The sequence below is a fragment of the Cytobacillus sp. FSL R5-0377 genome (genome assembly GCF_038004385.1).
In the GTDB taxonomy this organism is placed as follows: Bacteria; Bacillota; Bacilli; order Bacillales; family Cytobacillaceae; genus Cytobacillus.
The window spans coordinates 480,504-506,893 of sequence record NZ_JBBORA010000001.1; the positions used below are offsets into that span (position 1 = coordinate 480,504).

A 26,390-nucleotide genomic window follows, 5' to 3' on the forward strand; every position below is an offset into this window, starting at 1 on the left:
GATTATTCTAACAACTCCAATGATAACATCACTAAAAAATCGCGGTAAGGTAACCGCGATTGGGAAAAATTCCACTTTTTTTAGATGGGCGTTTCATCAAGTTCGGTCAATTTTCGGTATTTGCTTGGGGTTATACCTTCAGACTCTTTAAATAGTTTAATAAAGTACTTGGAAGTTTGATAGCCAGCTTGCCTGGCCACTTCATCTATGGTCAAATCTGTGGTTATGAGCAGCTTTTTCGCCAATTGAAGTCTCTTTCTTGTCAAATATTCACTAAACGTAATTTTGGTCTGCTCTTTAAACATTGCACTAAAATAACTGGCATTCAGATGCACTGCATCAGCCACTTCTTTAAGAGAAATTTGTTCCGTTAGATTTTCATTCACATATGCAATGGCTTGTTTGACAGATGAATTTACATACTCTTTTTTTCCTTCCAGCTCTAACAGACCCCGGTCTGCAATTTTCTCCAAATAGTCTGCCCTGGCCATATGAGCTTCTGTTTCAAGAGCCTCTTCAATTGCACTTATAAGGCTTTTCTTCCGCAATGGTTTGACCAGATAGTTTAGAACCCCCAGCCGGATGGCTTCCTGTGCATAATCAAAATCAGGATAGCCGGATATAATCAGGACAGCAGGCTTGTACCCTTGGTTTCTAATGTTTTTCAAGAGTGACAATCCAGTCATTTCCGGCATGCATATATCTGTAATAAGCAGGTTCACTTTTGTCCTTTTAAATACCGCTAAAGCTTCATGTCCGTCAGCTGCGCCGATAATCTGAAATCTCCCTGCTGACCATCCTTCCAATGTCTTTTTCAGCCCTTGTCTCGTTGTCTCTTCATCATCCACTATTAAGATAATCTTTGTATCCACCATTACTTCCCTCCCCCGCAGGTATTTCGAAGACAACTTTGGTCCCTGAACCCGATTCACTTTCCAGGTTAAGACCGGCAATGGAATTGGATTTATAATAAAGACTGAGCCTTTTATTAACATTTGTCAGCGCCATCCCTATCCCCTTAAATGAAGATACATTCTCCTTTTTTATCTCCTCATTTAACTGATGAAGCTCAGCCTTATCAATTCCCGGACCGTTATCCTGCACCGTAATCTTAACTGTGTCGCGTTTAGCCGACTCTTCTAGATGGATTAGGACAGTACCTTGTATTCTTGTATTTTCAATTCCATGCTGTATGGCATTTTCAACTAATGGCTGGATAATTAATTTTGGTATTTTCACCCCCAGGAGTTTGGGTGGTGCAGTAATTTTCCATAATAATCTATCACCAAGCCGCATTTTCATCAGCCGCATATACCGTTCGATATGATCAAGTTCATCATGTATTGTAACCCATTCACTTGAGCTGTGGTTTCCGATTGTATATCGGAAAAGTTCCGACATAGAAATGACAATCTCAGCCAGTTCCTCCTCCTCTTTCTCTTCGAGGGACCAGTACAATGCATTTAGAGTATTGTAGAGAAAATGCGGATCGATCTGGGCCTGCAGGGCCTTAAGCTCAGTTCGTGACCGCAGCAGTTCTTTTTCATAGACAACCTGAATTAAATGGTTGGTTCTTTTAACCATTTTATTGTAGGTATAGTTTAATTCAATAAATTCAAGTGAGGAATTACTTTCAGGATTCAGTTTTAATTCATCCATTTTGGCATTCTTCATTGTATTAGTCAGTTTCTTAATAGGTCTTGTGATCATAGTGGCGAGCACAATGGAGGAAATGACAAACAGCAAGAATCCAATGGAAACTGCCAGGATGATTACAGCTCTAACTTTCGAAACGCCCTGCAGCAGAAAACTCATCGGCTTAAGAATGACAAAAGTCCAGCCTGTCACAGCTGACTTTTCAGTAACAGCCATATATTCCTGATCACGAATGATAATTGGCTGTTCCTTTTGCTGAATAATACTTTTTATATCAAGTCCATAATCATTCGTAATAGGAGTTAAGTCGCGATCCAGCAGCATCATATAATCATTCTGTCCGTTTTCATCATTATTGCCTTGCATCTGAAAATAACTGTTGGAAATACGCACGATAAGATAACCGCCATTCGTGAACCAGCGATCCATCAGACTGACTCTTCGTATGGCAGCAGAATAGTCGCTGTTCCCGGCAGCTTTCCCTGTCCAGACAAGCCTCCCCTTTTCCTTGTCGGCAGCTTTTATCCATTTTGAATCGATGACATTAAAAATATTCTTGCCATCGAAAGGATATATCCTTTTGCCTTCTGCATTATACAGTTCAATTGATGAAATTCCATCAGAGTAGGCATATGTATTATTTATGATTTTAATCAGGGATTCCAATTTCACGTAATCCATGCTTTCCCCTTCAAGCATCTCCAGCAGCATTTTCTGAACAGTACTATTGGTCATAAGCTGGTTAGTCAATGTGTCAATTTGTTTATACATCGTTTCCATTCTGCCGTTGGCTTCTTTTGCGGTTTGCTGAACCTGCCGCTCTGCATTTTGCCTAAAAAAGCCGCCTAACTGGTCATAGACAACGAGTGAAACAAATGACAGAACAACCAGCATAACGCTTAAAAACACTGCTAGAATCTGATTTCGGAGTGTATTATATTTTTTTATAGAAGAAAAAAAGATCTTCATATGATTCTCCTATTCTCGGCTTATCTAATATATATAAATATAGCAGATTTAGTGGTGCAAAACTTGAAAACCCTTACAATAATTATTAAAGGTCTTTTAGGTTTCCTTATCCTTCTTGAAGTCATAATAGCATCTTATTAAAAGAGCATAAATAGAAAAACTGCTCAATACCTGAGCAGCCCTTGTTTGGAAGTTATTCGATTTCGACAATCATTTCAATCTCTACAGGGGCTCCGCCTGGTAGAGAGGCAAGCCCAACTGCTTTGCGTGCATGTCCATTTTCCTTTCCGAAAATGTCATGAAGCAGTTCTGAAGCTGCATTAATAACGATAGGATGATTTTTAAAGTCACTTGTTGATGCAACGTACCCATCCATTTTAATGATTCTTTTTACTTTATTTAAATCTCCTATGATCCCTTTAAGGGCTGCCAGTAAATTAAGGGTGCAAATTCTTGCTGCATCTTTTGCTTGCTCGACAGAAATGTCTTCCCCTACAATACCTGAATATTTTTGTGTGCCATTTACCCTGGGAGTTTGTCCAGATAAAAAAACTGTGCTGCCTGAGATAACACCTGATTCGAAAGGCATTCCAATATCAGATAATAAAGGAAGCTGGATATTTAGCTCTTCCAGTCTTTCTTCAATTCTCTTTTTTACCCCTTCCATAGCTATGCCTCCTGAGAAACACTTTGTTTTAATGAAGAATATAGGTGTTTAGTGAATTTAAATGAGCGGTGAGTATAATAGACCTTAGCAAATGCAAGATTTTCACAAAGTGAGCACTTTATTTCGTAAGGAGCTTTTCGAATATGAGGAGTCTTTAATATTTGCATAGCTTCTTTTAAATGTGTATTACAAACCCACATATTTTCACCTTCTTCTATTATATTGTGAATTTATTTTGCATTCTGTAACGGACTATAACTAAATTCCTCCATTACAGAACGCAATCTCGGGAAACTCACTTCCCAGTAGGAACAGCTGACTTTAATTTATCCGGCTTTCTCTTTTTCACCTGATCTGTCACTTTATCGTCCCAGGAAATGGTAACATCCCCGTTTGTTACAAAAGTCTGGCATCCTAAACGGTAGCCTTTTTCCAGCCACTCTTCTCCCAGCTTTCTTCTTTCCTGGATTTTCACATTGTCCAGGTATTCGGCCCCTTCTTCGGTTTTAAAAACACAAGTGCCGCAAATACCGCCGCCGCAGCGATTTGGCAGATCCCCATCATAGCGGAGCGACATTCTTAATATATTAGAATCCTCAGGCACTTCCAGAGTTTTATTGCTGTTGACAAAATGGATGTTTGGCATGAATGAATTCCTCCTTAAACTTATTCATATGAGTTAGTCTCTTGTCCTTGGTATACAATATACCATATAAATAATATTCAGACAATATTAAAATTTTAAATATTTTAAAACATGCTTTTTTGCACGCCTCATGTAAACTAATGTTTCAATCTCCCTGGCTAAGAAGCCGATAGTTGCGAATCTATTCTCCGATCTCACCTTTCCTTGTCAATCGCTGCTCAAACTTCACAATCTTTTCTTTCAAACTCTTTTTTCTCTGCCTGAATGATCCTCTCTTTGAAAAAACGCTCAATAAACTGTTTAATTTTTTACAGTACCTCTATTCTTAATGCTGGCCATGTATGCCATATAAGCCTTCTTCGAGTTTTCAATATGGATCCGCATCAGGTATTCCGCAATTTCAGCATCTTTATCGCGTAGTGCTTTCATAATATCTATATGTTCCTTTAATGAGTCTTTTCTTCTTCCAGGTGTTTCATATCCCATATTAGCAGCCATGTGAATGAAGTCGATTAGACCTGATAAGATTTCATATAGCTTTGGGCTTTTGGATGCTTTATTAATCAGCCTGTTCATCTGGATATGTTCGGAATTGAAGTGTTCCTCATCCCGTTCACTAAGTTCCATCAGTTCATTGATTTTAAGGTCGAGTTCTTTTTGTGTGTCAATATCCATTCTTTGCGCAGCCAATTTAACCGCCAGTACCTCAAGAGAAGAAAGGATGGTAAAGACCTCCAGTACTTCATTCTCTGATATATTGGAGATAACCACCCCTTTTCTGGGAACTGTTTTCACAAAGCCTTGAGATTCAAGCCTAAATAGAGCCTCCCGGATCGGTGTGCGGCTAATGTTCAGTTTGGCTGCAAGTTCCCGTTCTACCAGTCTGTCTCCCGCCTGGTATTCTCCTTCTAAAATAAGTTTTTTCAGATACAAATACGCATGCTCGCGTATAGATATTAAGTTATTTCCCTCCCATATTTTTTCCATTGTTTCACCGCCTGTTTAAGATAAAAAGATCCCTCCATAAAATAAAGCTCCGAATATAACTAGAGAAGGATGAACCTTGAATTTGTTTAATGTTAGATAGCCAACAGCTGTAAGAAGCACAAGGTGCAGCATTCCGCTTTTTTCGAAGGCTGACATAAAGAACTGATAGGCCATAACTGCCAGGAGGACAGCAATGATCGGCTGTACGGATTTGGTCATTAATTTCACTTTAGGGGAATCTTTAAATAAATTCACAAACTTAAACAGCACAATCACTGCCAAAGCTGATGGCAGGATGGTTGCGGCTAATGCCACCGCTGCACCCAGCACTCCGCCCAGTTCATAGCCGATAAATCCGGCCATTTTTGTTGCTATGGGACCCGGCAGCGCATTGGCTATGGCGAGAACGTCACCAAATTCAGAGAGTGTCATCCAGCCATTGTTATTGACTACTTCAATTTGAATGAGTGGTATGGTTGCTGGTCCCCCGCCGTAACCCAATAAATTTGCTATAAAAAATGCCCAAAAAATTTCCCAATAAATCATGAACTTTTCTCCCTTACTGGCATGTAATCTCCAGCTGCCTTTTTATTTGCCTCTTCTTTCCGGTGGGCAATATAGAATGCTGAGCTCAGGACTATTGCAATTAATATACCGGGATGCCATTCCAAAAACTGAACAAATACAAGTGAAACTGCAGCCAACACTAGGTTTTTTGGCAGCCCTAAGCCCTGGCTGCCCTTCTGGTAAAAACGATACGCCATTTCGGCCAGCATAAAACCGATGACAGGTGTCACTCCCTGCACCATTCCACTTACAATCGGGGATTGGCGGAAGGAGTATAAAACGCCAAGCAATGCAAGCATTGCAATTATCGAAGGAAGGATATGCGTCAGGATAGCTACAGTGGCACCCATGCTGCCTTTGACTTTATAGCCTATATAAGCAGCCATCTTCGTTGCAATCGGTCCGGGTAATGTATTTGCTAACGCAAGAGTTTCCCCGAATTCCTCCTCCGTCATCCACTTATATTTCTTGACTGCTTCAAATTCGATCAGCGGTATTGTTGAGGGACCTCCGCCATACCCAGTCACACCGGTACGTGCAAATCCAACCGCCAATTCAAGATAAGGCTTCATGTGAATCCTCCCTTTTTTAGGTGCTTTTGACTGAAGAAGGACCTCATTCCGCTATCTATCTATAACGAATGAGGTCCCTTTTCTATTATTTTTTAATATCTGCTTCGGTTACGACTTCATAGCCGTCTTTTTCCAGGTAATTTTGAAGGGCTTTTAGTGCAGCAGTCCCTACAGCGGTATCCTGCTCACCATTTCCTCCGCTGATGCCGATTCCCCCAACAACTTCTCCATTTACTACAATAGGGAATCCACCGACAAACACAGCAAATTTGCCATCAAGCATATGCTGAATGCCAAATGCCTCATTGCCTGGAAGGGCAGGCCCGTTCGGTTCTTTATTGAACAGATGGGTGGAGCGTTTATGGCCAGCTGCTGTGTATGCTTTAGCAATCGCAATTTCAGGGCCGGTGATTCTTGCTCCGTTCATGCGTTCAAGGGCAATTACACTTCCGCCGTCATCGACAATCGCAATAGTTTCAAACACATTGATCTCAGCTGACTTTTCCTTGGCTGCTTCAATCATCAATTTAGCTTCTTCGAGTTCAAGCTTTAATGCTGTTTTCATGTTTCATTCTCCTTTAGTTTTTAATAGCCGATATAAACGGTTTTAACTTGAGTGAAAAATTCAAGACCGACTCTTCCCGACTCCCGGAATGTAGCCGTACTTGATTGCTTTAAGCCGCCAAACGGCGCATTGATTAAGTTGCCAGTTGTAGTTCTGTTCACTTTAACCGTCCCTGCCTGTATTTCTTTTGTGAATTGACTGGCTGTTTTTAAGTTATTTGTCACGATGGAGGCAGATAATCCGTAATCAACGTCATTTGCAATCGCAATGGCTTCTTCATATGTATCCGCCTCAATCACAGCAATTACAGGGCCAAAAATTTCTTCTTTGGCAATGCGGTGACCCGGTTTAACATTTGTAAAAATAGCGGGCTGAACAAAATATCCTTTTTCATATTGGCCATCCGTCAGCTGTTCACCGCCATATACAAGGTCTGCACCGTCTTCTTTTCCAAACTCGATATATTTCAGGACGTTTTTCAGCTGTCTTTCATTTGCAAGCGGACCAATCTTTACTCCTTCTTCAAAGCCGCTGCCAATTTTAAGGGCGCTCGTTTTTTCAATTAATTTTTCAACAAATGCTTCTTTTACTTCCTTCATGACAATCACTCTGCTCGTACCTGTGCAGGCTTGCCCTGTTAAAGAAAATCCGCCATTTACTGTTAATGTGGCCGCCAGATCAAGGTCAGCATCTTCCATAACTAAAAGCGGGTTTTTTCCGCCCAGTTCCATTTGAGTTCGGGTTGTAAATGAGCTCTTGCTGTGAATGTCCTCACCCGCAGCTGTGGAACCAGTGAATGTAACAGCTTTTACTGCAGGATGAGTAACTAATAAATCACCAACATCAGAAGCCTTCCCTGTAACAAAGTTTAAGACCCCTTTTGGTATACCTGCCTCATGGAGTGCTTCTACCAGCCGGACAGCAATCAGAGGGGTATCTGATGAAGGTTTGAACACAACTGTGTTCCCAGTAATTAATGCTGGAGCAATTTTTCTCGCGGCAATGGAGATTGGAAAGTTCCATGGCGTTATGACACTTACAACACCGAGCGGTTCTCTTTCCGTTGATACTCTCATATTTGGATCATCATTAGGGAAGGTTTCACCTGTGAAGCTTTGTCCCTCAACCGCATAATAACGAAGTGTCTGTGCGGACCGGAGGACCTCATTTTTTGCATCATTGACATGCTTACCTTCTTCTCTAGACAGTTCTTCTGCATATTTCGCCGCATTTTCTTCAAGATGTGCCGCAGCTTTGTTTAAAATGGCAGCACGCTTGGATGGGGCTGTCTTTGCCCATCCAGGGAATGCGTCTCTGGCAGCTTCAATAGCCAGCTTTACATCAGCTTCATTTGATGCCTGAAAAAAGCCGACGACATCTTCAGTATTTGCAGGGTTTACACTTTGAAACTTCTTTTGGCTCTCCGATTCCTGCCATTCACCATTGATATAATTATGGAAGGTTTCTACTTTTGTTGTAATCAAATGAAATCACCTTACTCTCTGTTTATTTCTCCCTTTACTGCGCCAAATTCTTTGGTTAAAGAAAGAGCCGCCACATAGACCTCGTATAACAAGATTTAATGTGACGGCCTGGATAATAGATATTATTTTGCTTCTACTAAAGAGCCAAGATCCTGCTCAAGGTATTCTCTCCATAGGCCATCCATATACATGCGGCGCATTTTCGCCCCTGTACGCACTACTTCCAGACAGCGCTGCTGTAATTCAGGAGTGTCAGCATGATCAAGAACAATCTTATAGCCGCGCTCTCCATGGATTTCATCGGATACGATATGAAGGTCGAAGAATTCGATTTCTTCATCTGTGAATCCGTATTGAGCACGAAGAGCAGGAGTCTGCTTTCGATAAATATCCGGCACCTGTGACTCCAAGCCCACAACAAGAGCTGCAGTTGCTACAACAAAGTTTTCACGTGCAGCCACTGCGTAGCACCAGCTTTGAAGTCCTAATGTCGTCGGTGCCATGTTTTCCGGATTGATTACACGTTCGCGGGTTGTTCCGCAAGCTTCAGCAAAGCGAATCAAAAGGTCAGTATGCCGGTCAGCAGCAATTTCTTCTTCATACATATTTTGAAGTGTGAAATCTTTTGCTGCTTCAAATTTTGGATCGGTTGGAGTGTTGTGGTAGATGTACGCTAAGTAATCAGCGAATGGACCTACATAGTGGTAATGGTTTTCAGCCCATCTCGCAAAATGTTTTCTTTCCAGTTTTCCTTCAGCCCAAGCTACTGTGAATGGAGCTTTCTGACTGTGGTTTCCTTTAATCGCTTCCTCTAGTTCTTTACGAAATTCATCTTTAGATAATAATTCTGGCATGTGTAAACTCCTCCTCGAAATTTATGTAGCCTATTGGCATTTGATATTTTGTATACCAAAACTTCTTTTAAAAAATAATAGGTTGCTTATTATCAGCCCTATTAATTAGTGTTTTTTGGTCTTTGGTATACCTTAATAAAATCATAACCTATTCTTATTAAATTGTAAACACAATTTTTAGAATTTTTTAAAGATTATTTTTTCTATATGCTAGATTGAAAGAATTAGTAAAGCAGCTCTTCTTTCAAATCAAGCAGTTCAGAAAGCTCCTCTGCAAGATGATTCAGGGCTTCCTCTACAATTAGTTCCCCGATTTCCCTGCTCCCTTGCCGGCCATCACCTATACAGCCATTTTCAGTCATCTCTTCATAAAAATAAAAACCTTGAACAGCCTTCCCCGGCCGGAGCCGTTCCCACCTTCCGCCCTGCTTGATTTCACCTTTTTCTAATAAGTCTTTTTTTACTAATTCCGGAGCCAGATACAGAGCTTCAGACACTTCCCTTTCGCAACTGTGTCCAAATAGAGAAGATTTAACATATTTCCCTATTGATTCTTTCGCAGAGGCAGTGGTCTTTGCATAGTATACTTCTACTTCTAATTCTTTTGTGATAGTCATTGCTGCAAGATTTAATGTAGATTGGTTTCCCCCATGGGAATTTAAAAACAGATACTTCTTGATGCCATGCTGTTTCAGGGATGAAACCATGTCTTTCAGAACAGCTATCAAAGTAGTCGGCTGTAGTGTAATGGTGCCTGGAAAATGGATATGATGCTCGGAAACACCCATGTTAACAGTTGGCGTCACAATAGCATATGGAAACATTCTTTGCCCCAATTTTATCGCCATTCTTTCTGCCAGCACTGCATCACAGCTCTCCGCCATATGAGGCCCGTGCTGCTCATGTGCTCCGACAGGAATAATAGCGAATTCTACAGTTTCTAAGGATTTCTCAACTTCCTTCCACGTCATCTTGGTAAGATTATAACAATTCATTTTTTTAATACCTCGCTTATTTTTTAGGTATTTTGTATACCGTTAATAAATAAAAATAAAAAACTATTTGTTACTAGCTGCAGTTGTTTTTTTAGGAGGCTTTACAGAGATGTTTTCCTGTGATATTTCAATATCATTCTGGATGGTCATTTGACAAGTTAACCGGTACCCCTCATTCACTTTATCGCCGAGCATTTTTTCTTCCTTCCAATTTGGCGGTGCGAGATTATCTCCCCCGTTTAAAACGATACAAGTACATTTTGTGCATCTTCCCATTCCACAACCGTATTTTAATTCTGGAAACTGGCGGATCCCTGCCAGTACTACCAGGTTCGCATTATCCTTTACCTGCTTTTCTACAATCTCTCCATTTACGTGCAGTGTAACCTTAGGCATATCATTACCCCTTTCTGTTTATTCTAAAAATTTAGATACTTATTCCGAAGTATACAACCTTTCTGGCAGATTAGCAAACTTGTTTTTTATTTTTTGCTGTAAATGCTTCTGGTTATGGAATTGTTTTATAGAATATGAAGATTTGCAGGTATTTCCCATTTAAGAGTTCCCTGGCCGGATTTTCGGCGGCATTATTAAGAATGGAAACATCCATTTTGGCTGTGACCGCTGATTTTCGGTGTTATTCATGTAGATTATTTGCTATTTTGACATGGGGATATTTAATATCGGCACTAATCAATCAGATTAACTACCATATTGGCTGAGGCAGGTTAAATTTTCGATCTTAATTGTTTAACATTAGAACATTTAATCTCGGCATTATTCGAATAGATTAACTCCCATTTCAAATAAAGTACGCTTATTTTCGGCTTAATTTCGAGGGATTACTACCAAATTGGCGAGGGACGGCTAATTTTCGTCCTTATTCATGAAGATTCCTTACTATTTTGACATGGGGATATTTAATATCGGCGCTAATTAAACTGATTCACTCCCTTTTAATATGAAGTTCTCCCATTATCGCCGCTATATCAGCAGGACTAACTGCAGTCCAAGCCAAGCCCCCTCTTAATTTTTGTTATTATGAACAATGGAACAGGTATTCATATTTTTATTATGAATTCTACCAGATCTTTTTCACCGAATTATTAAAAAATTTAGAATTTATAATTGAAAAATTTGAAGTTTTAGTATAAAATACATTTAAAGTTCTTGGTATACAATATTCCAACAAAAGGGAGGTATGCTGCCTAAATACATATTATAGTAACTTACTGAAAATATTTTAGATTAAAAGGAGTGTTTAAATTGGGTAAATATATTGTATTAACAAATAAAGATACTTTCCAGACCATTCTTGAAAACGAGGGATTAAAGCCGGTTGAGACGTATCATTTTTATTTTTTCGATAAGTTGAAGGCTAAGTACACTATTGCAGAGGTTTTAGATGAAAATATTAAAATCCAATTATTTGAAGAATACGAAGGAAAAGAATATGTAAATCATATTGGTGTTAAATTCTTTGAACGTTTTGAAACGCTTGAAGCAGCCAGGGAAGAATTGGATGAGATTGTAAAGGCATCCGGCAACAGCGAAGACTCTATTCATTCAAAGCTGGTTAAATCTGATGAAGTAGCCGTATAAAATTTTTAAAACCCGGAGGAAGCATCTCTTCTTCCGGGTTTGCTGTTCACTTAATAATTTTTTTGGCTCTTTTTGCGTTTTTCTATTAACCGTTGAGTTCTGTAAAAACATTGTGCAAACAACTTTTTTTATAAAAAAGACCGCCAAAGCATGGCGGCATGATTAGAATTTTAATGTTCTTCTTAGACGTGCTAATTTTCTTTCAGTTTTCTCAATTGCATATTTGGATCCAAATAGAAAATGGAACATCAGGGCAGCCTCCTTTTTTCAATCCTATTATCATTATTATATGATGAATTTTTCAGATTTACAATAATGTTGTATACCAAATACCAAAATTAATTAATTTTATAGTCGAATTTTTAAATATATACAACTAAAATGGCATCTTGGTATACAATTACCATTAAAATTCAATAAATGAGGGTGTCTACTATGTTAAGAGTTTTATTTTCAACAGTGATCGCTTTATTTTTGCTGTCCACCTTGCTTCCCCAATGGAATATTGATTCCCTCCTATCTATATTGTGTTGCATCATCGTGGTTTTAACATTCCGGCTGACGAAGAAATTTGTTCGAATACTCGGGGGCATTTTCCTCATTTTTGGTGCAGTTTTGCTCTGGACAAGCAACTCAGGGTGGGAGCAATATATTTTTGCTTTTGGACCTATGCTAGATTTGCTTACCATGTTTACGCTGATACCAATCCTGGGGATTCCTGTTAAATTGGGGCGATATGGGGAAGGCATCCAGGCTATCATTCAAAAACGGGTAAAAACATCTGGCCAATTGTATATGATGACTTCTGGAATCTCTTACTTTTTCAGCATTTTCATGAATCTTGCCACACTTCCCATGACCTATTATTCAATCCGGCCTGCACTGGGCAGCTTTCCAGTAAGGAACAAGGAACGTTTTATGAGCAGGGCCATTTCCAGAGGGTTTGCGATGCCATTAATCTGGGCCCCGGTAACACCTATTGTGGGAATTGTGATAACGATGACGGGTGTCAGCTGGGGCTCCATCCTCCCTTATGTCATTCCACTGAGCATATTAGGTTTAGCAATGGATTGGTTTATTGGATCCCGTCAGTCACAGCCAATAAAACTCCCTCATCCTGCAAAAGAATCCGTGCATGAAACAGCTGCAGCCATTGAAATGCCTAATGACGGACGCACGGGAAGAGTTTTTCAGATCCTGGTGGCCATTGGTATATTTAATATCCTTGTTTCCTTTGCAGAGACACAATTTTCATTGCCATTTTTAATTCTGGTTTCGCTGATCGTCATTCCCTTTGCTTTCAGCTGGTCCTTATTTTTACGTAAAGGAAAGGAATTTGTCCATCAGTTATCTGACCATTTCAACTCCTTCGCTATGGGCATGAAGGATCAATTTTTTATTTTTTTATCAACAGGCTTTTTTATCTCAGCGATAAATATTTCGAAGGCAAATGAAATCCTTTTTGACTGGATTGCAGCTTTTATTAGTGTAGCAGGAGTCGAGATTTTCCTGATCCTCCTGCCTCTGATTCCTTTAGGGCTGGCCTTTTTGGGCCTCCATCCTGCTGTTTCCCTTGCATTGATGATTGAAGGAGTTAACCCGGAAGCCATCGGAATTTCTCCTCATATCCTTACAGTCGCAATGCTTTCCGGAGCGGTTTCCGCCTTCTTGGTAGGCCCATATAATGCCACCCTAGGTCTCATGTCTAACATTATCAAAGTCGATTCCTATAAAGTCTCAAGCTGGAATCTTCCTTTTGCGGCAGTATATGTTGCATTTGTGATGCTTTATTTGTTCTTACTTGAAAGATTGCTTTAATAAAAAAAGCTGCTGAAAGTTAATCAGCAGCTTTTTTAGATTCCTGTATTTCCTTCACAATTTCATTTGCAAAATGCCCCAATGTACCTTCGCTATAAGAACGTATGACTTCAGGAGCAAGAGAAGTAAGGCCTTTTTTAACGTAAGCTGGGTGATATCCTTTCCCTGCGAATTCAGTTTCAATTTCAACAGCCGTTTTTACAGCAAAATAGGTTGCCTGTTTATTTACTTCTAATACCGTCTCTTCTCTGTCTATTATGATGTCCCCCACTGGTCTGAATAGATCCTGTATGGGAGCAGGGAGATGGTCCTCTGTTATAAATAATCCCTTTCCATTCTCCATTAAATCTCTCGAATGCCCCATGTATTTCAATCCAAACACCTTGCAGGATGGGAGCCTATCTTTAATCACTTTAGTTGGAAGCGCGGTCGCCATATTAATGAAGGCGATAGAAGAGTTCTCTTTAATAAGGCTATCGATAAAAGAAATTACCTTTCCAGCCGGCAAGGCGAGCAGAATAATATCCAATTGTCTCATCTCTTTATCTGTTAAAGGAAGTGCGTTAGGAAACTTTTCAGCAAAGTGTTTTGCCTTTGACCTGTCGGGATGGAAAATGCCTATTGAAAAGTTTGATTTATGCCAGTGAGTCATCATTGCTGTACCTAATTTTCCTATACCTGCTAAGCCAATTTTCAAATCCTCACTCCTCTCTAAATAAAAAAGACTATCCCATTAGTTAGTTTATTCTAACTTTGCAGGATAGCCTACTTTTTTTCAAGCTTAATGTTTTACCAGATTAATATGGCAACTAGTGTGGCTATAAATAAACTGCCGACGACTGGAATAAAGTTTTTTCTCGCCAGCTCCAGCGGTGAAAGCTGCAGGAATCCTGCTACAGCGACAAGTGAAGACCAGGCAACAATTGTTCCACCACCCCAGATCGCACCCATTTGTCCAATGGCCGCTAAAGTGGAAGGATCGATATGGCTTCCACTTGCTAATGCACCTGATAAGGCACCTGTTAACGGAAGCCCTGAAAAACCTGACCCATCCAAGCCGGTGATCAGACCGACAATTAACAGACCGAATCCTGCAACAAAGGCATTCTCAGGTATATATGACTGGCCAGCTTGAATCATATCAAACAAAAAGGCTGGTTTGGCAGCGCTTTCATCTAATGATAATATTGTGCCAGTGAAGTCTGAACTTGCCATAAAGAAGAAGCCTGCTATTGGAATAACCGGAGCCATCGCCCTGAAGGCAAACACGAAGCCTTCTGTTAAATGCTCGCTTACCTTATCTAAAGCGTTAATTCGATTAAATACCACAGTGGCAAGCACGAATAAAACTGTCGCAACACCGCCAATGAATGCAGCTCCATCTGTTCCTTCAAAGCCTGTACCACCTGTTAATTTTGTTGAGAACATATAAATCATAACAGCCAGCATCGATAAGGGCACTAATACTGCAAAAACCTTGCCCCATGTGTTTTTTCGCTGAATGATTTCGGCACTTTCTTCAGCAGTGGCAGCAAGCTCATTTGCTACACCGAAGAAAGCGGCATCTTCCGGGTTTAACTTGGAGTCATGCTGCCCATTTTTCACGATTGATTTTCTATGCGCCACATAAACATAAGACAATGCGAGTACACCTGTAATAACGGAAAGAACCAGCGTCTTATCCGCAACCATGGACTTATCAATTCCAGCTGCTTTGGCACTGAGCATCGGTGCTACCTGCATGATATAATCAGAGGATAATGCCATGCCCTGACCGGCAATGACAATTACCATGGCAGCCGTCATCACAGGCAGCCCAGCTCTAACAGCTGCAGGTACAAGCAGTGCACAGATTAACGGGACTGCAGGTGTTGGCCAGAAAAAGAGAGAGATCACGTAGGTTGTAACCATCAGTACTAAATAGGAAACATGCCCATTCACCATGACTTTCTCTATCGGACCAATAAGCCTCTTATCAGCTCCCAAATCCTTCAAAGAATTTAGCAGAGCGATCATGAGTGAAATAATTAAGAATATGCTGAATAACTCTTTTGCTGCGAGGAGATTAGCGTTAAATACAGCCTGAAAGCCAGCAATCAGACTGCCTTTATAAATGACTGCCACTAAGAAAGTTCCGATGATTACCGGCAAGACAACGCCTCTCCTGAAAAGCATGGTGGCGATGACAGACACAGTAACAATTGCATAGACCCAATGAGCAAATGTTAACTCCATATATTCCCCTCCGTGTTTCGTAATAAAAAATAGCTCTCTATGAAAGATTGCAAAAGACAGATTCCTGGAGGCATAAACTGTTTATCTGCAGCTGACTATGTAATACCCAGAAATTTAGCATAACCAGTAAGAATTTGTAACATTTGCCAAACAGAATACAGCATTTGGTAGATTGTATACCAAAATAGCCAAAAAACAAAAAAGCGTTTAACATGGCTGACTGGCTTTACTGCTGATGTACCGCTTTTAATAGCCCTTTATCCATCTCTTATGCTAGCAGATTGACAGATTCCATTGAAATGCATCTACCCTTCTGCACATGAGAACTATGACCACCTCCCTTTTTCACTATTTTTAACTTGTATACTATAATAACACTAAAAACAACTATTGTGCAAATAATTTTGAAAATTTAGATGTTTTACTATTTTCTATAAAATGTATTGCTCTCTTTATGAACTTAAGTTAAAATCTAGATTAAAATTGCACAAAGTATATCGTATGCCACCTCTATAGATACCTATACTTAGAGCTTAGCCCAAGAAGGAGTGAAAAACATGCTTAAAGCTGGAATTATAGGTTTTGGAACGCTTGGGAAAACCATTGCAGAATTAATAGAAACCGGCCATGCCGGCAATGTGATGCTGAAGTCGGTGCTGGTCAGAAGTAATAAACATGCTGATCATGCTGACAAACAATCACTTGCCCTTACATCAGATGAAGACGACTTTTTTAATGGTGATTTAGATATTATCATAGAGGCAGCAGGTCATGAGGCTTTACACCTTTATGGAGAAAAAGTGCTGGCAAATGGAAGTCATCTAGTAGTACTTTCTGTAGGAGCATTAGGAGATGCCTGTTTTTATGAAAAACTGCAGGATGTCGCCATGCAGCAAAACCGGCAGATCTTTATCCCCTCTGCAGCTATAGCCGGCCTGGACCGGATTGCAGCAGGGGCACTGGGGGAGATTGAAGATATTACATTAATCACAAGAAAACATCCCCGCAGCTGGAAAGGTACGATTGCAGAAGAAAAAGTGGATTTACATATGCTGACTGAACCATTTTGTATTTATGAAGGAAATGCCCGGGAGTCATCCAGGCTGTTTCCGCAAAGTGTGAATGTTTCCGCAGCCCTTAGCCTGGCGGGTATTGGATTTGAAAATACAAAGGTGAAGGTATATGCTGATCCGACTATCCGAACAAATACTCATACCATTAAGGCTAAGGGGTATTTTGGCGAAGTGGAAATCTCCGTTTCGAATGTTCCTTATGAAGAAAATCCAAAATCGAGTCCAATTGTCGCCATGAGTGTAGCTAAGGTATTAAAAAATTTAACTTCGCCATTCGTGATTGGAGTTTAAAAAAAATTAAGAAAGAGCTCAAGCTCTTTCTTAATTTTTATTTTCGTTCTGCTGAACCGCTTCAATATATGCTTTTTTTGAATTCTCAATATGTATTTTGGTAAGATATTCTGCCATTTCCATTTCTTTATTGACGATGGCTTCCATGATTTTTAAATGCTCATCCATAGACTGCTTTGCCCTGCCTGGATTTTTATGCCCGATTTTGGCAAAAGCGCGAATGTAATCGGACAATCCGCTCAGCATCTCATAAAGCTTCACATTTTTGGCAGAGCTATATAGGAGATGATTTAGCTCTCTATGTAATTCAGCAGCATCTTCTTCTTGATTTTTCAGGTATTCCTTGACCTTTTGAATACTGTCAGTGAATTTGCTTTCCATTCCTTCATCCAGCTTTTGGACGGCTAATTTTGCTGCAAGTACTTCAAGTGAAGATAAAATGGTGAATACTTCAATTATTTCCTTTTCAGATATATCGGCAACGATTACGCCTTTTCTTGGCACTGTTTTAACAAACCCCTGGGACTCCAAACGGAACAGCGCTTCCCGTATTGGTGTCCTGCTGATATTTAACCGCTCAGCAAGTTCACGTTCAACCAGCCGGTCTCCCGCTTTAAATTCCCCGTCTAAAATAAGATCCTTAATATGCAGATAAACCCTCTCGCGTATTGAGATCAGGTTATCTTCCGTCCAATTGTTAACCATCCCTTTCCCTCTTTCTCTCTTTAGTAACCTTACTGCCCATTATAACTTACCTGTCGGGGTAACAGCAATTTTTTGGCTGATTTACCAGGGAGTTCTACTAGTCTCACCTTTACGGCACATTTATTTTTTCTATCTTTCCCCGGGAAGTCCGATCATTTGCCGCGACCCGTGAAATAATTTCCGCGATAATTTCAGCCAGTTTTAAAACCATGTACAGTCTCGTGCTATTTAAAGAGTGCACTGGTGATAATGGATCGAGCGTATTTACAATGGCCTTCAAATGATAGTCACCCACACTCGGGAGAACCCGATTCACTGCGTTCCCTGGAATAAAAGATCCTTCTCTTATTAAAATATAGCCGATTTGCCTTTCGTCTCCAAGGCAGGCGTCGATGCCAAATATAAAGGGATTATGGTGGGTTTCTTCTATTTCTTTAAGTACCTTTTTGATATTTAAAGCGTGGACCGGATCCTTTAAAGTCCCATACACTGGATAGGGAATGTTCTTCTCTTTAAGTATCTTACCTGCCAATGGCCCAAGAGAGTCTCCTGTAGAGCGGTCAGATCCAATGCATAAAATAACGATTTCCCTGGATGTGCTGTAAAAAATCTGCTCCAGCTTCGATACCATCTTTTCAACTTCCGCTTCTTCCGTTGTTTCTTTGATGGAAATGTAACTTGCTGCATCAATGACATTCTTCTTCTTCGTTTTGCTGGATGAAAATGGCCACATTTTTTTACCTCCTCTCAGGGTTTATATATTGTGAATCAGTATTGTTATATAAAAATTTAATTGATAATCATTCTTAGTTTATACAATGAAAGGAGCAATTGGAAATTTTTCAGCCAATATTTTATGTAGTTACCCGGACTTTAGGTAACATATCCTCGGACTTCTTTATATCTTTCTTCAATCATACCCGAAGTCCAAGCTGGCTTTCATTACCTGTGTAATTTACTGCGAAGAATATTTTGCAGCCCTATACAAAAGATAACTTTTGCGGGGGTGAGTTCTTAATGAAAAAGGACAATATAAATGAAGGAATTGATAATCAAAATGGAGGTTCCCAGGATATTTTAATGAATAGGGTTAATCAGGTTTTTGACAGATTGGCTGAAGAAGTAAGGGGGATGGTCGATGAGGGCAATTCCAGAATGAATAAACGATAAAGAAGCTGGTATCCTGATCAGCTTCTTCATTTTTTGCCTGAATCCGTTTTTTTTCTCCGCCTTTACCATGCATTAATTTACTGAAATGGCCAAGTATCATTATTTCCCCCCTCCACTTTTTGTTCGATACTTTACCTCATAACCGATAAAGTAAAAAACATCATAATCCTCTCTTCCTTATAGCCTAAATTTAGATGTGAATTTCAAGTTATAAAAAATTAACTATTTCGACTTTCGAAAAAGATGTTATAATACTATTTATAAAATTTTTACAGAAATGAAGGCGAGTTCGTTTGAAAAAGAGATTATGGCTGATTTATTTGATGCTGACTTTGGCTACTGCAACATGGGGCAGCGCATTTATTGCCGGTAAGTTTGCTGTTCAAATCTTCGAACCTGCAACCGTTGCTTTTTTGCGGTTTTTAGGAGCTGCCATCCTGCTTTTTCCGCTTATGTGGATTATGGAGAAAAACCGGAAGCGGCCAAACTTAAGAGATCATGGACTGTTTGCTCTCTTGGGCCTGACTGGAATTGCGCTGTATAATATTTGTTTCTTTCTGGCCACAAAGCACGCACCGGTGATTAAAAGCTCATTATTTATTGCATCCAATCCGGTTCTTATTGTCCTTTTATCTGGACTATTCCTTAAAGAGAAAATTACGAAAAATCATATCATGGGAATGGCCGTTGCATTGACAGGTGCAGTGTTTATTATTACAGATGGCCATTTGCTCTCTCTTTTCCAATATGGCTTTGAACCAATTGACTTTGTACTGCTGGGGGCTGTGATTAGCTGGGCCATTTATAGTGTTGTGGGGAAAGTGGCATTGAAAAAATTCAGCTCAGTGGAATCGACCACATATGCCGTTGCCTATGGGACTTTATTTCTTTTGCCATTTGCTTCTGCAGAAACAACGTGGATGGATCTTCAGCAAGCCAACTTTACAACTTGGGCTGCTATTGCTCATATGAGTATCTTTGTTACCGTGATTTCATTTGTCATGTATTATAACGGAATTAAAGAGGTCGGAGCGGCCAAGGCTTCCATTTTTATTAATGTGATGCCAGTGTCTGCTGTTTTCATGGCTACAATCTTTTTGGGTGAAACGTTCACCATTGCGCATGGAATTGGAGCAGCCTTTGTTCTTACGGGTGTATATATAGGAACTAATGCTAAATTTTTTCAAAGAAAGATGACTAAACAAGCCATGAAAAATAAGACTGCCTAGTAATTTATTAGACTCATACATGAAGTAGAAGGGACCTTATTAAGTCTTTAGAGAATGATGCTGGGAGTTTCTCCTGCAGAACATGCTGTGCAATTGCCGCATGGGCTAACTGATAAAATGAATTCAAAAGGCTTGTTCCCGATTGGCGGTGAACAAGCCTTCTGTTTATTTAATCATGATCATAATAGCTTTTTTGCTTATGTATAAAAGAACTGGCTAGTGCTATTGCTTTTTTTGACTCGCCTTTTTCTGAGTAAAAATGGAATAGCTTTTTCTCATAATGGTCGATTAAAATGCCGTATCCAATATTTTTGAAGTATGGCAATGCTATTTCTTCAATAAATTGATAGTATTGCCTTTCTTCATCCTTCAGCAGGTGGAGATGAAGCTGAAAATAAATCCAGGTATATGAATCAGCAGCTCTTGCCCTCTCCAGTCCTTCTCCAGCTAATTTTATTAAGATATTTCGGGACTTGAGTTTCCCTTTATAACAGGTATGAATATATCCATCTAAAGCAGTCAGATAGTGAGGAGATTTTTCAGCGGTAAGTTTTAATGCTTCTTCATATAGACCAGCTGATTTCCGATATTTCTTTCGGCGAAAATATTCAAAGGCCAGATTATGATATAGCTTGGATTTGCGATCACCTGAATTACATGCATCACATAGCTTTATAAGCTGTTCATATTTTTCCTTCGTTTCATGAAAATCATGAAGTTCCTTCGAATTTAGCTGTATAATCAGCAGCATTTCTGTGTCAATAATCCGGAGAATGTTTAAGGTTCTTTGAAAATATTGAAGCGCCTTTTCTCCATAATAATAGGCGGTAATATTCGAATGGATGGAATGGTAGGCAATCGCTAAATGGTAATAGTATTCTTCGTAGCTATACTGATCTCTGTCAATGGATTCCAAGCAGCTGATACAGTCACGATATTGGCCGGTTAGAAAGTAATAAATGCCCTGGATATGCTTTAACAAATTAGCATTATGAGGTGACAATGCAGCAGAAGCTTTTTTAAGATCCGAAATTAAATCTGATGCTGAAATCAAATCACCTACAGATAAAAAATATCTGGCTGACAGCAGGCGATATAGAGTTTGAAAGTCAGTCATATGAATCAGTTTTTCACCCTGCAGTTCTTTCTTTATACGCTCAGATTCCTGCAAACGCTGCATGATCATACTCTCATGCCATTCATCCAGCCTTTTGGCAAGCTGATGATATCGCATTGTTTCCTCTTCAGGATCGATTCCGAGCCTCCTGGCGAGGAGGAGTGTAATTTCACCGGAGTATTCGGTAATTCCCCTCTCGATTTTACTTAAATGGGTAACAGAACAGATTCCTTCCCCCAGCTGGCCCTGTGTTAATCCTGCTTTTTCCCTGTAAAACTTAATAATTTTTCCTATGATCATGCTGCCACCTCGGTATCAAGTTTCTATTATTATAGTGAAATTACTGGATGTTTTCTATAGGATAATAGAAAAAGGCAGGAGAACTTGTCTCCTGCCTGCTGTTTTATTATTAATTTTTCGGCTCCAATCCAATCATTTTTAAGAAATCAGCTAGCCCTTTCTTTCCAATCCTGTCTTTCGGCTGATTTCCTTTTCCGGACAGCGGCCCTTTCGTCAAGAAATTCTTTTCAATCCATCTGACGTCGGTTTCATCGACTACTCCATCCTGATTTATATCCAGATCGGCATTTTTAGGGTTTTCTTCTCCATAATGATTAACCGCTTCTTTCATGTCACGGATATCGATAACCCCATCTTGAGTAACATCCCCAGCAAGGTTATCTTCAGGGTTAATTCTTACATAAAGCCCGTGATACTTTCCATCCTTCTCGATGCTGGCCGATACATTTTTATATTCTGTCAAGTGGCCAGGAACCTCGACATAGACCGTATAGGCTTCTTTTGCTGCTGGCACAATGACCTCAAACAGTCCACTGCTGTCCATAGTTCCATCATAAATTTTCCCGTCTGCTGCTTTCGCATAAACCTTTGCTTTAAGCTTGGTAAAATCATATTTGCTGTCAATCCAGCCTCCTGAAGTTAAGAAAGCTTCTGGTGCCATATTGCCTGAAATACGTGAGTGAGATGAGATAAGCTCAAAATGGTTTAAGCTGTATGCCGGAATGGTTACGGCTTCAGACTGACCCTTTTTATGATAAGAAAGTTCTTTTAACCCAAAGGATACATACCTTGCGTAACTGGTGTCGTCCACCATTTTAAATGTAACATCCAGGAAAGGCATATCTCCGCTGATCCCTTCAAACCCTTCTTTTAATAAAGCTGCCCCGACTTTTACACCAGACTTAGTGACAACTGGTTCATCTATTTTTACCTCTATACCATTTTGGTCTGCAAACTTCTGAAGCTCAGGATTTACTTTAACTTCCTGCAGCTCAAAAAAGTCAAGTAGCCCCTGAATTTCATAAGTGCCTGAAATAAAGTTCTCCACATTGTTTAAATCAAGGGTCACGGTTATTTCGTCATTCAGCTTCATACTGCTTTTATTAAAACGGCTGTCTGCGTATTCAGTGCCTTCCTTCATAAATACATACCGGGGAGATTTAAACATATTGGCTGCTGTTGCCATATCCCACGGGAATAGCCTTAACTTGTAAGGTGTCGTTTCATATTCTTCCGGAAGCACACCAAATTTTGTAGTGCCATCGTCTTCAAGCTGCAGGAATCCGCTGATAAATGGCAGGTCACTTTCGTAATAAGCAGCTGTATTGGTTTTTTGGGTATATTCCATTCCTTTTGATTGCAATAGGTCAACTGTCTTGTCGGTCACCTTACCATGAACCCAGAATGCCCTGTGGCCGTCTTCAGTTGTTAACATATTATCATTTATCTCAACCACTCCCGGCTCAATATCGAGGTCTGCTTCCGGCGGAGTATTGTCTATAATACCAAGACTTTCTTGATGATAGGTTTTTCCATCTGCATCACGGCTGATCAAATCAAGAACATATTCACCTTCCGGCAGTTTCTGAAGATAATCGGCAATCGGCTGCTTCTTATTTCCTGTAAATGGATAAACTAGTCCTCTGTGGCCGAAGAATATGAGATATTCTTTATCAGGCAGAGCCGCTCGGGCATCAAAGCTTCCGACAATTCCGATAGCCTTTCCTGTTTTTGCATCCTTTACAACTAAATCGAATGTCTCCATCGGGCTTTTAAACTTAAAGGCAAAGTGCGTACCAGGTGAATAGTATTGGTGCATTGGTGTATCAGTCGTAACAGACGGCTGAAGCGGTTCTGCAAAATCGATGCCTTTGTCAGTCACCCGGATTGCATATGGAATTTGATAGCGTTCTTCTGGATTATTTTGGTTCTCCACATGGATATATCCTTCATAACGCCCGATTTCAGCTGTTTGCGGGATTGTAATCGCCGCTTGTAATTGTTCCGTTTCCCCTGCACGTATTGTAAACGATTCTGGAAGGTTTACTTTAATTTTATTTTTTACTCCATCCTGCACACCCTTCCGGGCAGAATGATATTCCACGGTTATCTTATAGGATTGGTCCTTATTGCCTTTATTCGTCACTTGAAGTGCACGGCTATCCTTAATATCTGCACTGTCCAGATAGTGGTTTCCATAGCTGATGGAACCTGTGATTTCATCAGCTTCCACGTATTCTCCGTTTTCAACATGCTCTGTTTTATCGATTACCTTAAATGAAACGTTTGAGTGAACGGCCTGATAGGCATCCACACGGCCGGCGCCCACTTCATACACGGAGTAATCCTTTTTTAAATCATCCGACGAATTCATCAGTGCTGTTTTGACATCAAAAGGATCAAGAGCCGGATTACTCTGAAGCATGAGTGCCGCCACGCCTGCGATATGAGGAGTGGCCATTGACGTACCATTCAGGCGTGCATAGGCAGATGTGTAATCCTTGCCATCTTCTGGATGGTTCATATACTCCGGATAGGTGGAGAAAATGGAAACACCAGGGGCCACGAGGTCAGGTTTTATGTCGTAGTTGCTATTGACAGGACCTCTTGAACTGAAATCGGCAAGAGTGTCGCCTTCTGTCTTAGCCACCATTAACTGATTAAATTGTACAGAAGCTCCCGGGATACCTTTTAAATACTCCCCATCCTCCTTTGAAAGCTGGAATGTAGGAATAAATTTAGTGCTCTCACCTATGTAGGCCGGAATTTCGCCCTCCGTATTATTAAAAATAATAACTGCTGCTGCACCTGCATTTTTGGCATTTTTCACTTTTTCCTCAAATGTCAGCTCTCCGCGTTCGATGAGGGCAATTTTCCCCTCAAGGTTTTTCCCTGTAAAGTCTTGCGGAGTCCCCAGGCCAGTATACTCAATTGGGTAGGATTTGCCTTCAAGTGTTTTTAAATCATCCGTAAAGTTTTTGGCTAATAATTTCATAGATTCGAAATCCTTCTCAGCCGCAGTGGCTTTAAAAGCTGGGATGGAGATTGATGCATCACTTGCACCGACTGTAATTCCGAAAGCACTTGTACCAGGTGAACCAAGCGTTTTTTCATCTGGCCCAGCATTTCCAGCTGCCACAACGGAAACGACTCCGGAAAGCATAGCGTTATTAATAGCAACCGAAGTAGGATATAAAGGATCATTTACACCCGCTCCGAGTGATAGATTGATTACATCCATTCCATCTTCTACTGCTTTATCAATACCGGCCAGCACCCCGTCTGTTGAGCCAGATCCATATGGTCCAAGAACCCGGTAGGCATACAGATTGACATCCGGTGCTACTCCCTTGACAGCATAGTCTACTGCATTTTCTTTTTGGGCAGCAATGGTTCCTGATACATGTGTACCGTGAGAGGTATAGAAGGCAGATCCTCTGGAATCAAATTCAGGCTGACCGGATGTTTCCCAATCATCGTAAGTTGCCTCCATTGGATCTGCATCATTATTGATAAAGTCCCAGCCTTTCACAGAGCTTGGATCAACTGTTTTAGGGTCTTGACCATTTTCTTTACGATAACCTTTGTAAGAACCAGTTAAGTCAGGGTGTGTATAATCAATACCCGTGTCCAGCACTCCCACCTTAATTCCTTTTCCGGTAACCCCCTCATCGTGAAGCTTATCCACACCGATTTGAGGAATGCTGTCTGCCATCTTTGGCTTTATGGCAGACCGCTCTGCTGGTGGAAGTCCAAGTTGGACTTGGGCATTGCTCCAGATTCTTTTTACTGAACCTGATTGCAGGAGTTCTTCAACAGCTATACCCGGAAGTGTCATGGAAACACCATTAAAGGCGTTCTTGTATTCGCGTTTCACTTCAATCTTACTTGCGTCATACAGTACATTGCTTTTCTTCGATTTCAGCTTGTTAACATGGGCATTGAAATCTTTGTGGGATTTGTCCACTTTTACTTTCGCTGTATGAATAGATGATTTTTTCCCTTTTAAAGCTTCTTTCTTTACCTCTACCTTTGCAGGAGCCTGGTTAAATTCAACAATGACATCGACCAGGTCGGGAGTGGATGTATTTACTTCCGGAGAGATAATAAATCCCGGTCCAACTTCCAGCTGTTCTAAAGCATCCCTTTGCTCCTTAGAGAGACCGCTTAAAATTTTTTCTGCTTCGTCCACCGTGATCTCGGGCTTCTGAGCAAGCACATTAAATGGAATGGCAGCTGTGAATAATAAACTTGCAGTCAGAGCCCCTTTTAATAGATTATTGCGTGACTTCATTTTTTTCCCCCTGCTCTTTAATTAGTAGAAAAGTAAGAATACTTACTATTTTCATAATAAAGGGGAGAGATGTGAGCAGTAAATTGGGGTAATAAAAGAGGGACATTGCTACTGAATTACTTGTTTTTAACTGAAAATTTTCTTGAAAATAGGATAAAGAGCATCTTGATAGGCAATAGAGGAAGGTAAAAATGGAATAACAGGAAATCGATTACCCCAAATTGAGAGGTGGAAACAGGATTGAGAGAAACATTTATCTAAGATTTTATGTTGAGGGTATTCTTTTTTAGCAGTTTTATAATGCTTTATGGTGACCGTTTTCTTCATCCCTCTTCCATTTTCGTCCTCATGAACCCTCCTTGGCGACCATTTTCCTCTACTCTCTTCTATTTTCGTCGTCATAACCCTTTCATGGTGATCATTTTCTTTGCCTCACTTCCATTTTGTCCTCATACCCCCTCTATGGCGACCATTTTCCTCTACTCTCTTCTGTTTTCGTCGTCATAACCCTTTCATGGCTACCGTTTTCTTTGCCTCTCTTCCTTTTTCGTGCTCATGCCCCCATCTATGGCGACCATTTTCCTCTACTCTCTT

23 protein-coding genes are annotated in these 26,390 nt (G+C 40.3%); 5 read left to right on the forward strand and 18 right to left on the reverse strand.

Annotated features, from left to right (window positions below):
- Positions 1-80 precede the first annotated feature (80 nt).
- From NSQ49_RS02420 to NSQ49_RS02475, 12 genes are all read right to left on the reverse strand, one after another.
- Entirely contained in the window at positions 81-872 is a 792-nt protein-coding gene (locus NSQ49_RS02420; RefSeq protein WP_251282918.1) for a response regulator transcription factor, read from the reverse strand.
- Entirely contained in the window at positions 841-2,625 is a 1,785-nt protein-coding gene (locus tag NSQ49_RS02425; protein WP_159869167.1) for a cache domain-containing sensor histidine kinase, read from the reverse strand. The genes NSQ49_RS02420 and NSQ49_RS02425 overlap by 32 nt, the downstream gene beginning before the upstream one ends.
- 193 nt (positions 2,626-2,818) lie before the next feature.
- A complete protein-coding gene (locus NSQ49_RS02430; RefSeq protein WP_159869164.1) occupies positions 2,819-3,292 on the reverse strand; it encodes a RidA family protein in 474 nt (157 codons plus the stop codon).
- A 295-nt stretch (positions 3,293-3,587) separates the two neighbouring features.
- Complete coding sequence (locus NSQ49_RS02435) at positions 3,588-3,938, reverse strand: 2Fe-2S iron-sulfur cluster-binding protein (RefSeq protein ID WP_159869161.1); 351 nt, start codon at positions 3,936-3,938, stop codon at positions 3,588-3,590.
- A 300-nt stretch (positions 3,939-4,238) separates the two neighbouring features.
- Positions 4,239-4,925 (reverse strand): GntR family transcriptional regulator, encoded by a 687-nt coding sequence (locus NSQ49_RS02440; RefSeq protein WP_159869158.1) that lies wholly within the window; start codon positions 4,923-4,925, stop codon positions 4,239-4,241.
- Between the two features lie 15 nt (positions 4,926-4,940).
- The gene (locus tag NSQ49_RS02445) at positions 4,941-5,471 is read right to left on the reverse strand and encodes a chromate transporter (RefSeq protein WP_159869155.1); all 531 of its coding nucleotides are present in this window, start codon (positions 5,469-5,471) and stop codon (positions 4,941-4,943) included.
- Entirely contained in the window at positions 5,468-6,064 is a 597-nt protein-coding gene (locus NSQ49_RS02450) for a chromate transporter (RefSeq protein ID WP_159869152.1), read from the reverse strand. The genes NSQ49_RS02445 and NSQ49_RS02450 overlap by 4 nt, the downstream gene beginning before the upstream one ends.
- 85 nt (positions 6,065-6,149) lie before the next feature.
- Positions 6,150-6,629, reverse strand: coding sequence for a GlcG/HbpS family heme-binding protein (locus tag NSQ49_RS02455; protein WP_159869149.1), 480 nt, complete (start codon positions 6,627-6,629; stop codon positions 6,150-6,152).
- Between the two features lie 20 nt (positions 6,630-6,649).
- Complete coding sequence (locus NSQ49_RS02460) at positions 6,650-8,113, reverse strand: aldehyde dehydrogenase family protein (RefSeq protein WP_251282903.1); 1,464 nt, start codon at positions 8,111-8,113, stop codon at positions 6,650-6,652.
- A gap of 122 nt (positions 8,114-8,235) precedes the next feature.
- Entirely contained in the window at positions 8,236-8,967 is a 732-nt protein-coding gene (locus NSQ49_RS02465) for a TenA family transcriptional regulator (RefSeq protein WP_019382771.1), read from the reverse strand.
- Between the two features lie 224 nt (positions 8,968-9,191).
- Positions 9,192-9,962 carry a creatininase family protein gene (locus tag NSQ49_RS02470; RefSeq protein WP_251282902.1) on the reverse strand — a complete coding sequence of 257 codons (771 nt, stop codon included), beginning with the start codon at positions 9,960-9,962 and terminating at the stop codon, positions 9,192-9,194.
- A gap of 63 nt (positions 9,963-10,025) precedes the next feature.
- Positions 10,026-10,358 carry a 2Fe-2S iron-sulfur cluster-binding protein gene (locus tag NSQ49_RS02475; RefSeq protein WP_159869140.1) on the reverse strand — a complete coding sequence of 111 codons (333 nt, stop codon included), beginning with the start codon at positions 10,356-10,358 and terminating at the stop codon, positions 10,026-10,028.
- An 861-nt stretch (positions 10,359-11,219) separates the two neighbouring features.
- On the opposite strand from NSQ49_RS02475, the gene NSQ49_RS02480 reads away from it, so the two are divergent.
- Together NSQ49_RS02480 and NSQ49_RS02485 are read left to right on the forward strand one after the other, a co-directional pair.
- Positions 11,220-11,564, forward strand: coding sequence for a hypothetical protein (locus NSQ49_RS02480; RefSeq protein WP_341070337.1), 345 nt, complete (start codon positions 11,220-11,222; stop codon positions 11,562-11,564).
- Positions 11,565-11,999: 435 nt separating this feature from the next.
- On the forward strand, positions 12,000-13,382 hold the full coding sequence (locus tag NSQ49_RS02485) for a hypothetical protein (RefSeq protein ID WP_251282901.1): 1,383 nt from the start codon (positions 12,000-12,002) through the stop codon (positions 13,380-13,382).
- Positions 13,383-13,401: 19 nt separating this feature from the next.
- Here the strand turns inward: NSQ49_RS02485 and NSQ49_RS02490 are convergent, their stop codons facing one another.
- Both NSQ49_RS02490 and NSQ49_RS02495 read right to left on the reverse strand, forming a co-directional pair.
- The gene (locus tag NSQ49_RS02490) at positions 13,402-14,079 is read right to left on the reverse strand and encodes an NAD(P)-binding domain-containing protein (RefSeq protein WP_251282900.1); all 678 of its coding nucleotides are present in this window, start codon (positions 14,077-14,079) and stop codon (positions 13,402-13,404) included.
- Between the two features lie 92 nt (positions 14,080-14,171).
- Positions 14,172-15,617: a hypothetical protein gene (locus NSQ49_RS02495; RefSeq protein WP_159869128.1), complete on the reverse strand. Its 1,446-nt coding sequence runs from the start codon at positions 15,615-15,617 to the stop codon at positions 14,172-14,174.
- 557 nt (positions 15,618-16,174) lie between these two features.
- On the opposite strand from NSQ49_RS02495, the gene nadX reads away from it, so the two are divergent.
- Positions 16,175-16,981 carry an aspartate dehydrogenase gene (nadX, locus tag NSQ49_RS02500; RefSeq protein WP_251282899.1) on the forward strand — a complete coding sequence of 269 codons (807 nt, stop codon included), beginning with the start codon at positions 16,175-16,177 and terminating at the stop codon, positions 16,979-16,981.
- Between the two features lie 30 nt (positions 16,982-17,011).
- Here the strand turns inward: nadX and NSQ49_RS02505 are convergent, their stop codons facing one another.
- On the reverse strand, positions 17,012-17,686 hold the full coding sequence (locus NSQ49_RS02505; protein WP_251282898.1) for a GntR family transcriptional regulator: 675 nt from the start codon (positions 17,684-17,686) through the stop codon (positions 17,012-17,014).
- A 109-nt stretch (positions 17,687-17,795) separates the two neighbouring features.
- A complete protein-coding gene (yyaC, locus tag NSQ49_RS02510; protein ID WP_251282897.1) occupies positions 17,796-18,419 on the reverse strand; it encodes a spore protease YyaC in 624 nt (207 codons plus the stop codon).
- A 284-nt stretch (positions 18,420-18,703) separates the two neighbouring features.
- On the opposite strand from yyaC, the gene NSQ49_RS02515 reads away from it, so the two are divergent.
- Positions 18,704-18,856 carry a hypothetical protein gene (locus NSQ49_RS02515; RefSeq protein WP_159869116.1) on the forward strand — a complete coding sequence of 51 codons (153 nt, stop codon included), beginning with the start codon at positions 18,704-18,706 and terminating at the stop codon, positions 18,854-18,856.
- Positions 18,857-19,179: 323 nt separating this feature from the next.
- On the forward strand, positions 19,180-20,085 hold the full coding sequence (locus NSQ49_RS02520) for a DMT family transporter (protein WP_251282917.1): 906 nt from the start codon (positions 19,180-19,182) through the stop codon (positions 20,083-20,085).
- A 169-nt stretch (positions 20,086-20,254) separates the two neighbouring features.
- Here the strand turns inward: NSQ49_RS02520 and NSQ49_RS02525 are convergent, their stop codons facing one another.
- Positions 20,255-21,502: a helix-turn-helix domain-containing protein gene (locus tag NSQ49_RS02525; RefSeq protein WP_159869113.1), complete on the reverse strand. Its 1,248-nt coding sequence runs from the start codon at positions 21,500-21,502 to the stop codon at positions 20,255-20,257.
- A gap of 109 nt (positions 21,503-21,611) precedes the next feature.
- Positions 21,612-25,796 carry a S8 family serine peptidase gene (locus tag NSQ49_RS02530; RefSeq protein WP_251282896.1) on the reverse strand — a complete coding sequence of 1,395 codons (4,185 nt, stop codon included), beginning with the start codon at positions 25,794-25,796 and terminating at the stop codon, positions 21,612-21,614.
- Positions 25,797-26,390 lie beyond the last annotated feature (594 nt).

Coding starts and splice junctions, on each gene's coding strand:
- NSQ49_RS02425 (WP_159869167.1), bottom strand. CDS start 2,625: ATGAAGATCTTTTTTTCTTCTATAAAAAAATATAATACACTCCGAAAT.
- NSQ49_RS02430 (WP_159869164.1), bottom strand. CDS start 3,292: ATGGAAGGGGTAAAAAAGAGAATTGAAGAAAGACTGGAAGAGCTAAAT.
- NSQ49_RS02435 (WP_159869161.1), bottom strand. CDS start 3,938: ATGCCAAACATCCATTTTGTCAACAGCAATAAAACTCTGGAAGTGCCT.
- NSQ49_RS02440 (WP_159869158.1), bottom strand. CDS start 4,925: ATGGAAAAAATATGGGAGGGAAATAACTTAATATCTATACGCGAGCAT.
- NSQ49_RS02445 (WP_159869155.1), bottom strand. CDS start 5,471: ATGATTTATTGGGAAATTTTTTGGGCATTTTTTATAGCAAATTTATTG.
- NSQ49_RS02450 (WP_159869152.1), bottom strand. CDS start 6,064: ATGAAGCCTTATCTTGAATTGGCGGTTGGATTTGCACGTACCGGTGTG.
- NSQ49_RS02455 (WP_159869149.1), bottom strand. CDS start 6,629: ATGAAAACAGCATTAAAGCTTGAACTCGAAGAAGCTAAATTGATGATT.
- NSQ49_RS02465 (WP_019382771.1), bottom strand. CDS start 8,967: ATGCCAGAATTATTATCTAAAGATGAATTTCGTAAAGAACTAGAGGAA.
- NSQ49_RS02470 (WP_251282902.1), bottom strand. CDS start 9,962: ATGAATTGTTATAATCTTACCAAGATGACGTGGAAGGAAGTTGAGAAA.
- NSQ49_RS02475 (WP_159869140.1), bottom strand. CDS start 10,358: ATGCCTAAGGTTACACTGCACGTAAATGGAGAGATTGTAGAAAAGCAG.
- NSQ49_RS02485 (WP_251282901.1), top strand. CDS start 12,000: ATGTTAAGAGTTTTATTTTCAACAGTGATCGCTTTATTTTTGCTGTCC.
- NSQ49_RS02495 (WP_159869128.1), bottom strand. CDS start 15,617: ATGGAGTTAACATTTGCTCATTGGGTCTATGCAATTGTTACTGTGTCT.
- nadX (WP_251282899.1), top strand. CDS start 16,175: ATGCTTAAAGCTGGAATTATAGGTTTTGGAACGCTTGGGAAAACCATT.
- NSQ49_RS02505 (WP_251282898.1), bottom strand. CDS start 17,686: ATGGTTAACAATTGGACGGAAGATAACCTGATCTCAATACGCGAGAGG.
- yyaC (WP_251282897.1), bottom strand. CDS start 18,419: ATGTGGCCATTTTCATCCAGCAAAACGAAGAAGAAGAATGTCATTGAT.
- NSQ49_RS02515 (WP_159869116.1), top strand. CDS start 18,704: ATGAAAAAGGACAATATAAATGAAGGAATTGATAATCAAAATGGAGGT.
- NSQ49_RS02520 (WP_251282917.1), top strand. CDS start 19,180: ATGCTGACTTTGGCTACTGCAACATGGGGCAGCGCATTTATTGCCGGT.
- NSQ49_RS02525 (WP_159869113.1), bottom strand. CDS start 21,502: ATGATCATAGGAAAAATTATTAAGTTTTACAGGGAAAAAGCAGGATTA.
- NSQ49_RS02530 (WP_251282896.1), bottom strand. CDS start 25,796: ATGAAGTCACGCAATAATCTATTAAAAGGGGCTCTGACTGCAAGTTTA.